This window comes from uncultured Campylobacter sp. (genome assembly GCF_937949835.1).
Classification (GTDB): domain Bacteria; phylum Campylobacterota; class Campylobacteria; order Campylobacterales; family Campylobacteraceae; genus Campylobacter_B.
Window position 1 is genome coordinate 1 of the sequence record NZ_CALEDC010000140.1, and the last position, 11,292, is coordinate 11,292.

Annotated in this window: 11 protein-coding genes and 1 pseudogene; 5 read left to right on the top strand and 7 right to left on the bottom strand. The window is 47.5% G+C overall.

Features of this window, described 5'->3' with window-relative positions; all coding sequences use genetic code 11:
* Positions 1-542 precede the first annotated feature (542 nt).
* The 6 genes and pseudogenes from Q0256_RS03045 to hemW form a co-directional block, all read right to left on the bottom strand.
* On the bottom strand, positions 543-995 hold the full coding sequence (locus Q0256_RS03045) for a hypothetical protein (protein WP_297959936.1): 453 nt from the start codon (positions 993-995) through the stop codon (positions 543-545).
* A gap of 39 nt (positions 996-1,034) precedes the next feature.
* Complete coding sequence (locus Q0256_RS03050) at positions 1,035-2,072, bottom strand: hypothetical protein (RefSeq protein WP_297959938.1); 1,038 nt, start codon at positions 2,070-2,072, stop codon at positions 1,035-1,037.
* Positions 2,069-3,088, bottom strand: coding sequence for a tRNA preQ1(34) S-adenosylmethionine ribosyltransferase-isomerase QueA (queA, locus tag Q0256_RS03055; protein WP_297959940.1), 1,020 nt, complete (start codon positions 3,086-3,088; stop codon positions 2,069-2,071). The genes Q0256_RS03050 and queA overlap by 4 nt, the downstream gene beginning before the upstream one ends.
* Before the next feature lies 1 nt (position 3,089).
* Complete coding sequence (gene tatC / locus Q0256_RS03060; protein WP_297959942.1) at positions 3,090-3,845, bottom strand: twin-arginine translocase subunit TatC; 756 nt, start codon at positions 3,843-3,845, stop codon at positions 3,090-3,092.
* Between the two features lie 435 nt (positions 3,846-4,280).
* Positions 4,281-4,583, bottom strand: a pseudogene (tatB, locus tag Q0256_RS03065) (Sec-independent protein translocase protein TatB); the annotation flags it as partial.
* A gap of 57 nt (positions 4,584-4,640) precedes the next feature.
* Positions 4,641-5,714, bottom strand: coding sequence for a radical SAM family heme chaperone HemW (hemW, locus tag Q0256_RS03070; protein WP_297959944.1), 1,074 nt, complete (start codon positions 5,712-5,714; stop codon positions 4,641-4,643).
* A 136-nt stretch (positions 5,715-5,850) separates the two neighbouring features.
* On the opposite strand from hemW, the gene Q0256_RS03075 reads away from it, so the two are divergent.
* The 5 genes from Q0256_RS03075 to folP are packed head-to-tail and all read left to right on the top strand — an operon-like array spanning position 5,851 to position 9,815.
* Positions 5,851-6,321 (top strand): RNA pyrophosphohydrolase, encoded by a 471-nt coding sequence (locus Q0256_RS03075; protein ID WP_005873256.1) that lies wholly within the window; start codon positions 5,851-5,853, stop codon positions 6,319-6,321.
* Complete coding sequence (locus tag Q0256_RS03080; RefSeq protein ID WP_295151394.1) at positions 6,321-7,526, top strand: aspartate kinase; 1,206 nt, start codon at positions 6,321-6,323, stop codon at positions 7,524-7,526. The genes Q0256_RS03075 and Q0256_RS03080 overlap by 1 nt, the downstream gene beginning before the upstream one ends.
* A complete protein-coding gene (locus Q0256_RS03085; RefSeq protein ID WP_005873254.1) occupies positions 7,526-8,059 on the top strand; it encodes a HobA family DNA replication regulator in 534 nt (177 codons plus the stop codon). The genes Q0256_RS03080 and Q0256_RS03085 overlap by 1 nt, the downstream gene beginning before the upstream one ends.
* Positions 8,056-8,676 carry a DNA polymerase III subunit delta' gene (locus Q0256_RS03090; RefSeq protein WP_297959946.1) on the top strand — a complete coding sequence of 207 codons (621 nt, stop codon included), beginning with the start codon at positions 8,056-8,058 and terminating at the stop codon, positions 8,674-8,676. Before Q0256_RS03085 ends, Q0256_RS03090 begins: the two co-directional genes overlap by 4 nt.
* On the top strand, positions 8,673-9,815 hold the full coding sequence (folP, locus tag Q0256_RS03095) for a dihydropteroate synthase (RefSeq protein WP_297959948.1): 1,143 nt from the start codon (positions 8,673-8,675) through the stop codon (positions 9,813-9,815). The genes Q0256_RS03090 and folP overlap by 4 nt, the downstream gene beginning before the upstream one ends.
* A gap of 297 nt (positions 9,816-10,112) precedes the next feature.
* Here the strand turns inward: folP and Q0256_RS03100 are convergent, their stop codons facing one another.
* Positions 10,113-10,874: a hypothetical protein gene (locus Q0256_RS03100; RefSeq protein WP_297959950.1), complete on the bottom strand. Its 762-nt coding sequence runs from the start codon at positions 10,872-10,874 to the stop codon at positions 10,113-10,115.
* Positions 10,875-11,292 lie beyond the last annotated feature (418 nt).

The following is an 11,292-nucleotide window of genomic DNA, read 5'->3' on the forward strand; positions in this document are numbered from 1 at the left end:
TATCTCTTATCGAGCGCGCTTTTAAATGCAACGTAGTGATTGTCAAAATTCCTTTAGGTTCGTTTGGAAGTTCAAATTTTAATATGATTTGAATGCTTTAAGGGCAGAAGGAAATCTGCTTGCATATGACGTCCAGAACTTAAATTTAGAGATTTTGCCTTAGAGGGTTTGGCGAATGGTGCCTCCGCCGAATGATTCTGGCTTAAATTTAGCGGATTTCAACTACAAGCGCAGCGAAATTTATGTTACTTTGTGCCTTTTCTAAAAGCATAATGCCTCAGCACTCGAGCGAGCAAAATTTATCTCACATCGCTACGCTTTGACCTGAAGTACGCGACACATTCTAAGTCACGAAAAACTAAAATTTTTATACCTCCGAAGCTTGCATAGTTTACCAGAAAGCTCGTGCCTAAATCAAAATCCATACTTCCCAAAACCTCGCTAGCTAATATTTTTAATTTTGGATTGTAAATGAGATAAATACCGAGGCGGCAATCTTTAACGGATGAAATTCTATACGTAAAAACCAAGGTTTGGATTTACTATAAAAGTTTCAATTTCTTAAACTCGCGGCTATATTTTCTTTGCGAAATCGCGTTAAATTTAAGGCTATCTATACTGGAGAAATTAACGGCGTATTCCTTCAGACAGGCAAGGATGAAAGAGAAGCGGTAATTGCCATTTTCGTAAAATATCTCGCTCGTTATTATTTCGCCGGGCGCCGCATCGCATCTTTGATCCGAGCTCATAACGCATTTTAGTTCATAATATCCATTTTGCAAATCTCCGATGTAAAATTTCAAATGCAACTTTTCATTGATTTGCTTTTTGGGTAGCAATAGCGCATCGTTGAAGCTTATGCCCGCAAAAATTCTTTCTAGCGTATGCATATTTTTATGCAGCCATGCCAAATACGCCTCGTACCGCCGCTGCCTTAAGGCATATTCGCTATCTTTTATATTGCCCTTGATCCAATCTAAGTCAAAATATAGCACTTCAATCTCTTCGGTTTTAAATTTATCGCCGCCTATTCGCTACAGCCCCAAGAAATTCTCATCGTTTTTGATCTTTTCGATGAGATCAAGCGTGGCGTAAAACTCGTCGTAGAAATATGGCATCTCGAGCTTGAAAAATTTAAAGCTTAGCCCCTCCAGCACCTTGAGCGAGTGTTTGTTTTTGAGCAAAAATATGAAAAATACCCCGTCTTTTTCCAGCGCGTTGAGGTAGTTTATTTCGCTTATATTGGCGCGCAGGATCTCGGCGTCAAGGATGACGACGTCGGCTACGTAGATGAAGTCGCCAAGATGTCTCTTTGCGCTCTCCCAGTTGGAGTTTGGCATTACGTCGCAACCGAGCCCGCTCAAAAAATCGCGCAGCTCCTCGAAGATAGCGCGGTTTTTGTGCGTGATGATGACGTTGTAGTCGTATTTTTTAGCGCTAAAACTTTGCTGTGCGAAGCAGCTAAGTACTGCATCCATTTTGATAAATGTCCCGCGCCCGTCAGCTCCAATACTCGGATGCGAACCGAGTGCACGCAAATGGGTCTGCGCCGAAGTAAGATACTCATCGTCCGTGCTAGCAGCGCTTTCTAGCGCACCTTTAAGCGCATAGGTGCGTGGATCCTTTAGCTCGCGATCGATGCCTACGCGAACGTCGAGCTTGATAGAGCTCATATTCGCTCTAAGTTCCTTGCTGCTAAATTCCACGCTTACGCGGATTGGTTCAGCGATATTTTGCAGGAAAAACTCGCACGTGTCAAAGACTGCGCTAGTGAGATTTAGCACCTCGCCGCCGTAGATACGCGGCAGCTGCGGCGGGAAGCTAAGATAGAGCGTGCTATCGTATTTCGTGCACTCCTCAAATAAAATTTCGCTTTGGAATTTTAAAATTTTTAAAATATCGATCTGCGCGATATCCTCGCGCCTAGGCACGACGGGGCTGCTTTCTTTGACTTTAGGCGCAGCGGAGAAAATTTTGCCGCTTACGGCGGGCTTTTTAGCAAAAAGTTTTCTTGCCGCAAAACCTGCCGTCGCAGCCAATATTGCTAGTGCGCCTAAAACCACGGCTTTCATAGCACAAGCATCCCATCGCCATAGGAGTAGAAGCGGTATCTTTGCTCCGCTGCGATGCGGTAGAGCTCAAGCGTGCGCTCAAGGCCGATGAAGCTCGCTACGAGCATTATCAGCGTGGATTTTGGCAGGTGAAAATTTGTAAGCAAAAAATTTTGTCTTATCGGCGGGTTGCCCGGGTGCAAAAACAGCTCGCAGATTCCGCTATTTTGCCCGTTACGTGCAAAATTTTCGATCGTTCTCGTAACGGTCGTACCCACGCCTAAAATTTTTCGCTCGCTTTTTAGAATTTGCGCGGTCTGCGGCGGGACGGAGTAGAGCTCGCCGTGCATCTTGTGATCGCGCAGATCCGCTACTTCCACGGGCTTGAAGGTGCCCGCGCCCACATGCAGCGTGATAAAATAAATTTCGTGGTTTTTGCGCAGATCGTTTAGCATCGCATCGTTAAAATGAAGGCTCGCGGTTGGTGCGGCGACGGCGCCTTGCTCGCGCGCGAAGATGCTTTGGTACCAGCTCGCATCCTCCTTCGTATCGGCGCGCTTGATATACGGCGGCAGCGGCACGTGGCCGATACGTTCGCAAATTTCAAAAACATCATGGGTGTTTAAAGCTTTACCGCCGCGCTCAAACTGCACGATGCGAAGCCCGCCTTCCATCAGCTCGCAAACGCGAGCTTCAAGACCGCTTTGAAATTTTAATTCGCTGCCTACTTTGACGCTGCCGCGAATATAGGCGCTAAATTTATTGCCCTCAAGCGGCGAGTTTAACAGAAGCTCGATCTTGCCGCCGCTGTTTTTATGGCCGAAGAGGCGCGCCTTAATCACCCGCGTGTCGTTAAAAATAATATCGCAGGGCGGCAGGGCATCCGCCAAATCGCCGAAGTGCGCGTGAGTGATCTGCTCTTTAGCGCGGTCATAGATCAGCAGGCGCGCGTTTTGTTTGGGCATCACGGGCGCGCTTGCGATGAGCTCGCTAGGAAGCTCGTAATCGTAGCTACCGACTAAATTTAGATCCGCCATCTCACGCCTGCGCTACGTCCGTGGAATTTTCGCTTTCGTCATCCTCAGGCTTATACGGATTTATCATTTTGGCGATGAAGATCGAAAGCAGATAAAGCGCAATTAGCGGAGTTGCGAGCATAAACTGACTAAGCACGTCCGGCGGCGTCATGACCGCTGCAAAGATGAAAATAATGACGATTGCGTAGCGAAAAAAATCGCTCAGGCTTTTATTTGTTACAAGCCCGATCTTAGCGAGGAAAAAGGTTACTACAGGAAGCTCGAAGCTGATGCCGAATGCGACGACGAGCTTAGCGAAAAAGCCTACATATTCGCCGATTGTAGGCATCGCAGTAAATTGCTTGGCGCCAAAATTTACCAAGAAATTAAACGCGACGGGGATTACGAAAAAATAGCAAAACGCCGCGCCCAAAAAAAACATAATGCTCGCGCCGCTAACGAAGGGGATGACGTATTTTTTCTCGTTGTCGTAAAGCCCAGGTGCTACGAAAAGCCACACCTGCCAGAAAATTATCGGCATCGCTAGAAGCAGCGAGGTGAAAAACGATACCTTCATCGCGGTAAAAAACGTTTCGCCAAGCTGGGTAAAGATGATCTCGCTGCCTTTAGGAAGCACACGCACTAGCGGACGGGTCATAAAGCCTAAAATATCTTCCCAAAAGCCGAAGCACGCGATAAAAAGGACGATGACGGAAAGCACGGAGATAACTAGGCGCTTGCGAAGCTCGGCTAGATGGGGTTTTAGCTCTTCAAACATTAAATTTCTCTCTCATTATGATTTTTGCGTATCGCTATTTTGCGCGGAATTTTGCATAGAATTTTGCGCATCGCCGTTTAAATTTGCGTTCAAATTTTGCGCGGCGCTTTTCGCTTCACTGCTTGCATTGGTATTTTGTGTGGAATTTCCTGCGCCGCCGTCCGTGCTCGGCATGGAATTTTCGCCTTTATTTCCAGCGCCAGAATTCGCGCTTTTGCCTTCAACGCCGGGATTCATTGCGCCGCTGGCGGAGCCTTGCGTAGAGTTTGCGGCGCCAGCGGAGCTTTGCGCGGAATTTTCGCCGCTCGAATTTGCTTTTAAATTTGCCGTCTCGCTCTGTTTTTGCGCCGAGACTTTCGCGGAGTTTAACGCGTCTTTGGCGGTGTCCGAGCTAAGCGTTTCTTTAAGCGAGCTTTCCGCGTCTTTTAGCCCCGCATTTAGCGTCTCTTTGACGGAGTTCATGCCGCCTTTTATCTCGTCGAGCTCCTCAAACGTGAGCTTTTTGCGCACGCCCTCGCTTGCTTGTGTGATACTCTCTTTATATTTTTTGGCGTCCTCTTTGAGCTCGGCGATGCGAAGCTCCTGATCGAAGCTAGATTTTGCGTCGTTGATGGTTTTTTTGATGACTTTGAAGTATTTCGCAAGCTCGACCAGGACTTTTGGAAGCTTTTCGGGCCCCAGCACGATTATCGCGATGATTAAAATGACCGTAATTTCAGGCATACTGATACCAAACATAAAATTTCCTAACGTAAAAAGTGGCGTATTTTAACTAAAATTTCATTAATCTTAAATTTAGCGCCCGCGGCGGCTTTCTTGCGTAATAAAAAGCGCAATCTCGTCGGCGAGCAAAAAGTTGGGATTATAAAATTTACCCTCGGCAAATTTCAGCTTTTTTTCGCGCACGAGCAGCTGCGCGTTGCTTAGCTCCGTAGCGTTTAAAATTTGCGCCTCAAACCCCAAAATGCAGCGCAGCCCGAGAAATATGCGCTCAAGCTTTTTATCCTGCGCGCTTAGAGCTTCGCGCTGTTTTTGCAGCGGGTCTGCAATGTAATCTCGCAAATTTTTAGGCGAGCTAAGGCGCACCTGAGCGCTAGTGCCGACCGCAAATGCCCCAAATCCCGCGTAATCCTCGCCGCGCCAGTAGGCGAGATTGTGCTTACAGCGCAGTCCGCGCGCGGCAAAATTTGAAATTTCATACTGGCTAAAGCCGCTATCCGCCGCAAGAGCAAAGAGAAATTTAGCTAGAGCCGCACTTTCCTTTTTAAAGCTTTCGCGCCCGAAAAAGGGCGTATTTTCCTCAAGACTTAGCGCATAGGCGCTTAAATGCGGCACTTCGCAGCGCGCAAGCTCATCCATTTCAAATTTTAAATTCCTTTTATCGTCAAATTTGCTCGCGTAGATTAGATCTAAATTTATATTATCAAAGCCCGCTGCTTTGGCATTTTGCACCGCGAGAAAAATCTGCGCCGCACTGTGCGCGCGACCGAGGAACTTTAGCTTGGCGTCGTTGAAACTCTGCGCGCCGAAGCTGATGCGGTTTACGCCGAGCCCCTGCATCGCGCTAAGCCAGGCGGGGCTAGCGGAGTTCGGATTAGCTTCCGAACTGATTTCGGCTCGGGCGGCGAAATGCGGCGCAAGCAGCGCAAAAATTCCGTCGTAAAGCCCCGCATCTACGGCGCTTGGCGTGCCTCCTCCGATAAAAAGCGTAGAGATTTGCGCGTGCAGATTTTTTGCCAAAAAGTCGCGCACTTCAAGCTCTAGCGCGCGAAAGTAGCTTTTTGCGAGGCTAAACTTATCGCTGAAGGAGCCAAAGGCACAATACGGGCATTTGGAGGTGCAAAACGGCACGTGGATATAGATGTGCAAGGGCGGTCCTATGGGCTAAATTTACGTCGCAAAATTTAGCGAATTAATTTGAAAATTTATATAAATTTTAAGCCTCTTAACGCAAATTTTAATATTTTTAGGTAGAATTTTGAGAAATTTTTTGTGAGAAAACGAGATGGAAAAAGAGAAAAATTACAGACCGAATGTCGCTGCAATCGTACTTTCGCCCTCGTATCCGTTTAATTGCGAAATTTTAATCGCGCAACGAAGCGATATCAAAGGCGCTTGGCAGTTTCCTCAAGGCGGTATCGACGATGGTGAGACGCCGAAGATGGCGATCCGCAGAGAGCTAGGCGAGGAGATCGGAACAAGCAAAGTCGATATCATCGCTGAGTGCCCGAAGTGGCTTAGCTACGACTTTCCCGATGGGGTAGCTCAAAAGATGCGCCCATACGACGGGCAAATTCAAAGGTATTTTTTGGTGAGATTGCGAAGCTTAGCCGATATAAACATCAATACTAAACTTCCGGAGTTCGACGCATTTAAATTCGTAGGCGCGAATGAGGTTTTAAGGCACGTAAATCACTTCAAAAAGCCGATTTACGCGACGGTTTTAAAATATTTTAAGGAGGAGGGTTACATTTAATGCTGATCGTTCAAAAATACGGCGGTACGAGCGTCGGTACGCTAGAGCGGATCGAGGCGGTTGCGCAGCGCGTGATAAAGACTAAAAACGAAGGACACGATGTCGCGGTAATCGTCTCTGCGATGAGCGGCGTTACCAATCAGCTCATCGAGCAGGCGGAATTTTTTACTAAAACTCCCGTAGGCAGAGAGATGGATGTGCTGCTAAGCTCGGGCGAGCGCGTCACGAGTGCACTTTTAGCTATCGCGCTAAATGCTAAGGGCTATGCTGCGATCGCATTTAGCGGGCGTGGTGCGGGCATCGTGACGGATAATTTTCACACCAAAGCTCGCATCGTCTCTATCGATCCAAAAAGCATGCAAGAGGCGCTAAAGCAGGGCAAAATCGTCGTCGTTGCGGGCTTCCAGGGCATCAGCACCGCAGGCGAAGTAACTACGCTCGGGCGAGGCGGAAGCGATCTTAGCGCAGTCGCCGTTGCAGGAGCGCTGAATGCCGATCTGTGCGAAATTTACACCGATGTAGACGGCGTATATACGACCGATCCGCGCATTGAGCCAAAGGCTAAGAAGCTTGATCGCATCAGCTACGACGAGATGCTTGAGCTTGCGAGCTTGGGAGCGAAGGTTTTGCAAAATCGAAGCGTCGAGCTTGCGAAGAAATTAAACGTAAATTTGGTGACGCGAAGCAGTTTTAACGATCATGAAGGAACACTCATAACAGGAGAAGAAAAGATGGAAGATGCGGTAATTAGCGGCATTGCATTGGATAAAAATCAAGCAAGAATCACGATTAGAAACGTAGAGGATCGCCCCGGCGTCGCGGCTGAAATTTTCTCCGCGCTCGCGAGCAAGGAGATCAACGTCGATATGATCGTGCAAAATATCGGACGAAACGGCGAGACGAATTTAGGCTTTACCGTGCCGCAAAACGAGCTGCAGACTGCTTATGCGGTAATGAAAGAGGTAAATCCTAATCCGAATTCCATCATCGAATCGGATGCCGATATCGTAAAGGTTTCTTTAGTGGGCGTTGGTATGAAAAGCCACAGCGGCATAGCCAGCAAGGCGTTTAAGACGCTTGCGGATGAAGGGATAAATATCCAGATGATCTCCACGAGCGAGATTAAAATTTCGATGATCGTAGAGGCCAAATACGGCGAGCTTGCCGTGCGCGCGCTGCATAAAGCCTACGATTTGGATAAATAATGCAGGATCTGCACACTTGGAGCGTTACGGCGATGCGCTCCGAGCCCGGACTTGAGTGGCTTGAGGATCGCAAGGAGGACTGGACGCCGCTTTTGGCTTCAAAGCTAAAATTCCTCCACGACGGCTTTGCTTTCATCGTCATCTGCGACGATGAGCGAAGCTGGTTTAGCGAATACATCATCAAAAAGATTAACTCCTCTACCAACTCCCGTCCGCTGTTGCCGTTTTTTTCGCTGCGCTCGCTCTATCGCGGCGGAGTAAATAGCCTAGAGGACGCGCTGCTGCTAAACGATATGCTAAGCCTCGCGTTTGCCAACGGCTTTATATATTTTTACATCGGCAACGGCAACCATCCGCTAGCCAAAATCGCCAAAAGCCACGAGGACAGCTATCTGTGGCTCATCGACGAGAGGCTGCAAAATAGCTTTTACATGAGCGAGAGCGATCCGAGCCTGGATCTCAAACTGATCCAGCTTTTTAAAATTTTAGACAAAAGCATCGACGCCGTGCTTTTTGACGAAGTGGTGCTTTGAAAATCATAAATCAGATCGTTTTAACCAATGATTATGAGGGCTTTAAAGATAAAATTTTAGCCGAAATTCCGCGCAAAAATTTAAGGTTTTTCGAAAGCACCGAGCTTAAGATCGACGAGGCGCGAAAGATCATCGACGAAGCCTACGTCGCCGAGCGCGAGGATAAGATCATCGTCATCGCCGCTACGAAATTCGGCGAAGAGGCGCAAAACGCTCTGCTTAAAATTTTAGAGGAGCCGCCCAAAAATACGGTGTTTTTCCTGATTACCCCTTTCATCAACGCCCTGCTGCCCACCATCCGCTCGCGCCTGATCGTGCAAAACCTCTGCGTGCGAAAGCCCAGATATCGCACCGGACTAAATTTAGTCAGGCTCAGCCTAAAGGAAGCGGTGGAATTTATCGGCGCGCAGATCGCACTGGAGCGCAAGGGCGAGCTGGACAAAACGGCGCTAAAAGCGCTCATCGGCGAGATCGCGCTAGAGTGCTTCGAAGTAGGCGTCAGGCTAAGCGGCGATGAGCTGCAGCGGATTGACCGCTTGAGTTACCTCGCCGAGCACAACGCCAAAGCCCACGCCGTGCTTACTCCGTTACTGTTGATGATCGAGGAGAAAAGATGAAAATTTATAAAATTTCAAACGAAGCCGATTTCGCGCTGATTTGCGAGCGCATCGGCGTGCGAAATGCGGGACGGGCGATAATGCAGAAAAAATCGCGCCTAAACTTTTTCTATCTAAAAGATCTGCGCGCGCCCGCGGCGAATATTTTAAAGCAGGATGCCCTTAGCATCGGTGCTGAGCTTGCGTGCAACGAAGGAGTGATCCTAGGGTGCGATGGTACGGATGCGGTTTTGATCGCAAACGACCGCCAGATCGAAGCTTTAGCGCAAAAGGAAGCGCTGCAGGATTTCGGGCTAAAAGAGCTCGCGAAATTTCTAAGCGAGAAATTTGCTAAGCCGCAAAGCTGCGAAATAATGGGCGTCGTCAATATCAACTCCGATAGCTTTAACCCAGCAAGCCGCGCGGCAAGCTTAAAAGAGGCGACCAATAAGATCGAAAAGATGATTGAGCAGGGCGCCGCTATCATCGATATCGGCGGCGTGAGCTCGCGTCCGGGCAGCCAGTACTGCGGCAGGGATGAGGAGTTTGCGCGCATAAAGGACGTGCTGAGCGAAATTTACCGCCTGCGTCTACACGAAAAGGCTAAATTTAGCCTCGATAGCTTCGATGAGTATTGTTTGGAATTTGCGCTAGATCGGGGCTTTAGCATCATCAACGACATCAGCGCAAATCTCGCTCTTGCCCCGCTCGCGCTTCGCTACGACGCCGCTTACGTGCTGATGCACATGCAAGGAAAGCCGCAAAATATGCAGCTTGCACCCAAATACGACGATCTGATGGGTGAGATAGATGAGTTTTTTGCGCAAAATTTGCAGCAGCTGCAAAGCGCGGGACTTAAAAAGATCATCCTTGACGTGGGCATCGGCTTTGGCAAGACCGCCGAGCAAAATTTGGTGCTGATTAAAAATTTGCAGCATTTTTTGCACTTCGGCTGCCCGCTGCTCGTGGGCGCGAGCAGAAAGAGCGTTATCGATTTTTACAGCCCCTCCGCGGTCGCGGACAGGCTCGCAGGCTCGCTGTATCTGCATCAGATCGCCGCTTTAAACGGCGCTGCGATCATCCGCACGCACGATGTTTTCGAACACGCTCAAATGCTAAATCTAATGCGCGCGATGGACGCCGCTGCGGTAAAATTTTAGAATTTTGCGGAATTTTCATAGAATTCCATATTTTTCACGATATTTTTGTAAATTTGCCTTATGCGGAATTCTAAAATTCCTCAAGGAAATATTTTAATTCTTTTAAAATTTTGCGAAAGAGCTTTTGCGGAATTTTATCCATATTTTATTTTGCTTCTAAGCTTTCGTGCACTTGCTCGTCGAAACTTATAAAAATTTATAGAATTTCGCTCGATTTATGAGGCGCGTCAAAACAGCGAAGTAAAGAGGGATAAATTCTAGCGACGATTGCACGGATTATTTGCTGCGCGAGCCGAGTTATTTCATTTTTGGGCGGAACGAGCGCTTTACGTCAAAGCCCTTGCTAGCGATTTTTATATCATTTGGTATCGTGCCTATCGGAGCAGAGGCGTCCTTTTTGGCGGATAAAAACTCGACTAAGCTTTGCCAGACAAAGTCGGCGTTCAGATAAAACCCCATCGCGTTAAGCTGCGGATTTATCGCTGCGGTGTGAATGTTCTGTGTGAGCTTAAAAAATACGATGGGTGCGCTCAAAATTTCATCTTTGCTTATAATTTTATCGTCGCGAACAATATTTTTTAGCGTCGTTTTGCGGTCGCCCTCTAGCGCCACGAGCTGCAAAATTTCCTCGCGCGTACCCTGCTCGCCGACCTTGCCTAGCCACGAGACGATATGGGCGCGAAATCCATCGCTAAAGCTCAAAGTTCTGTCATTCTGATACTGCCTTCTTAGCTCCGTCTCGTCAAACTCTAGGCTTGTGTAAATTTTACCCTGAGAGGCGAAAATATGGACTAAATTTTTGCCGATGAAAATCACGGAGTGAAGCAGGCGCGGCAGTTTATTTACGTCAGTTTTGCTCCAGTTTATAAATTTACCGCGGATAAAGCGGTACCCGCTAAGCTTCCTTTCAAAGACCTTTTTATCGCCCTCGTCAAGCCTCCATAGCTCGTCCGCATCGACTAGAGTAGAGTTTCTGCGGTCATAGACCAAAGTCTCGTCAAGTCCGTATTTTGACACCATAAAATCGTAATTATCTTTAAATTTCGAGATAATTTTCATGTTCGTCCCTTAAAATTTTATCTTTCAAAAGCTTCCTAATCGGCGTGTTTTGCACTGAAACCGAAGCAAAATTTTATCATCGTAAATTCGCACTGCGAACCTCGCAAATTTTACTGCTAAATCGCCAAAAATTTATATTGCAACCTCACGGCTCGTTCAATTTTACCGCGTGTCGACGAAATAGTAAAACCGAACGAAAAGCGTGCGACGCGGCAAATTTTAAATTTATTTTACGCAGCGACGTAGAATTTTAAAATTTATTTTCCGCGATGGCACAAAATTTCAAATTTATCTGCCGCAAAAAACAGAGTCCATTACCGTCTAAGTCGCAAATTTTGGTAGTGGTAAAAACCAAAGTCGCTATCGCTTAAAGTCGTGAATTTCGATATTTGTGCCGTATTTTTTGCAAAGCTCGCTT

Coding starts and splice junctions, on each gene's coding strand:
- Q0256_RS03050 (WP_297959938.1), bottom strand. CDS start 2,072: ATGAAAGCCGTGGTTTTAGGCGCACTAGCAATATTGGCTGCGACGGCA.
- queA (WP_297959940.1), bottom strand. CDS start 3,088: ATGGCGGATCTAAATTTAGTCGGTAGCTACGATTACGAGCTTCCTAGC.
- tatC (WP_297959942.1), bottom strand. CDS start 3,845: ATGTTTGAAGAGCTAAAACCCCATCTAGCCGAGCTTCGCAAGCGCCTA.
- Q0256_RS03075 (WP_005873256.1), top strand. CDS start 5,851: ATGGAAAAAGAGAAAAATTACAGACCGAATGTCGCTGCAATCGTACTT.
- Q0256_RS03080 (WP_295151394.1), top strand. CDS start 6,321: ATGCTGATCGTTCAAAAATACGGCGGTACGAGCGTCGGTACGCTAGAG.
- Q0256_RS03085 (WP_005873254.1), top strand. CDS start 7,526: ATGCAGGATCTGCACACTTGGAGCGTTACGGCGATGCGCTCCGAGCCC.
- folP (WP_297959948.1), top strand. CDS start 8,673: ATGAAAATTTATAAAATTTCAAACGAAGCCGATTTCGCGCTGATTTGC.
- Q0256_RS03100 (WP_297959950.1), bottom strand. CDS start 10,874: ATGAAAATTATCTCGAAATTTAAAGATAATTACGATTTTATGGTGTCA.